2 protein-coding genes are annotated in these 1,081 nt (G+C 44.3%); one reads left to right on the forward strand and one right to left on the reverse strand.

Going from position 1 to position 1,081, the window contains the following annotated elements; genetic code table 11:
• Nucleotides 1–555 (forward strand): metallopeptidase TldD-related protein (locus B3M51_RS09820; protein WP_292758734.1); only part of this gene is annotated, 555 nt, incomplete at its 5' end.
• Between the two features lies 1 nt (nucleotide 556).
• On the opposite strand, the gene B3M51_RS09825 is transcribed toward B3M51_RS09820, so the two are convergent.
• Nucleotides 557–1,081, reverse strand: a 525-nt coding sequence (locus tag B3M51_RS09825) for a hypothetical protein (protein ID WP_292758737.1), incomplete at its 5' end; no start/stop codon positions are given.

Below are 1,081 nucleotides of genomic sequence, written 5' to 3' on the forward strand. Positions count from 1 at the left end.
GGCAGTGCTTTGTATCGTAAATCCAGTTTTCTGCTGGATAAACTGGGTGAACAGATTTTTCCATCATTTATGCATATCCATGAACAGCCACATCTCTTTAAAGCGCTGGGCAGTTCGGCTTTTGATGCCGAAGGGGTGGCGACACAAAATCGAGATATTATCCGCGAGGGTGTATTGCAGGGTTATGTGCTGGACAGTTATTCAGCCCGACGTCTGAATATGACGACCACCGCAAATGCTGGTGGGGTGCATAATCTTACCGTTGATAGTAACGATTTATCATTTCAGGACATGCTGAAGGCGATGGATCGAGGCGTAATTGTGACTGAAACCATGGGCATGGGCGTCAATATTGTTAACGGTGATTATTCGCAAGGCGCTGCCGGATTCTGGGTGGAAAATGGTGAAATTCAATATGCCATTGATGAGTTCACCATTGCCGGTCAGTTGCAGGATATGTTTAAAGGTATCCAAGCGGTAGCTAATGATGTGGACTTACGCAGCAATATCCGTAGCGGATCAGTGTGGATCGATAAAATGATGGTGGCGGCTTAGTTTAAGAATCGATGCTATCGCGGACGAAGCTAGTGATATCAGTTAAATAAGCCACAGCAAATATTGAAAATAGCATCTGCCTTAGGTTTTTAATGCGATGAGCGCTTTGGTTACGTAACGCATTGATTTGACGTATCAAATCCTGCTCATCATGCAACCAGTCAGTTTTGTTGTTGACCAGCTGACAATGGAAAATATAATAACTTTCCGAATTAAACAGTCTGTGCAACAGCAGATTTTTGGCTTCTGCTGATTGCAGTTCATGTTCACAGATGATCTGCCAGGGCTGATGACCTGAGCGGTAACAATACAGTCCCATTCCATGAGTCACCACATTTTCAGTATGAACGGTTTTCAACTGTAATGTGATCCGCTGAATGGAATTGGAAATCGACTGCCATAATTTGTTGTCGGTATGATTTAACAACTGAGAATGGCCAGCCACCGCCTGCAACACGCGTTTTTGTTGAATATCCAGGCCAAAAAATAACGCTGTATTGAGCGGTGCGTGACTCAGCAGATCCAG

Origin of the sequence: Methylophaga sp. UBA2689 (assembly GCA_002354555.1) — a bacterium.
Taxonomy (GTDB): domain Bacteria; phylum Pseudomonadota; class Gammaproteobacteria; order Nitrosococcales; family Methylophagaceae; genus Methylophaga.